This window comes from Ruminococcus sp. AM26-12LB (assembly GCF_003480785.1).
GTDB lineage: Bacteria > Bacillota > Clostridia > Lachnospirales > Lachnospiraceae > Blautia_A > Blautia_A fusiformis.
The window spans coordinates 1-509 of record NZ_QUJX01000041.1 but is presented as its reverse complement, the minus strand read 5'-3'; the positions used below and the strand labels follow the sequence as shown (position 1 = coordinate 509).

The following is a 509-nucleotide window of genomic DNA, read 5'->3' as shown; positions in this document are numbered from 1 at the left end:
GACAGGTGGTGCATGGTTGTCGTCAGCTCGTGTCGTGAGATGTTGGGTTAAGTCCCGCAACGAGCGCAACCCCTATCCCCAGTAGCCAGCGGTTCGGCCGGGCACTCTGAGGAGACTGCCAGGGATAACCTGGAGGAAGGCGGGGATGACGTCAAATCATCATGCCCCTTATGATTTGGGCTACACACGTGCTACAATGGCGTAAACAAAGGGAAGCGAACCTGCGAGGGTGGGCAAATCCCAAAAATAACGTCCCAGTTCGGACTGTAGTCTGCAACCCGACTACACGAAGCTGGAATCGCTAGTAATCGCGGATCAGAATGCCGCGGTGAATACGTTCCCGGGTCTTGTACACACCGCCCGTCACACCATGGGAGTCAGTAACGCCCGAAGTCAGTGACCTAACCGCAAGGAAGGAGCTGCCGAAGGCGGGACCGATGACTGGGGTGAAGTCGTAACAAGGTAGCCGTATCGGAAGGTGCGGCTGGATCACCTCCTTTCTAAGGAAA

Annotated in this window: 1 rRNA gene (running past one end of the window); it reads left to right on the top strand. The window is 56.2% G+C overall.

The annotated features are described in order from the left end of the window. Positions 1-500: ribosomal RNA gene (locus DW694_RS16670) — 16S ribosomal RNA — on the top strand; its annotated part reaches 846 nt to the left of the window's first position; the annotation flags it as partial. Positions 501-509: the final 9 nt, after the last annotated feature.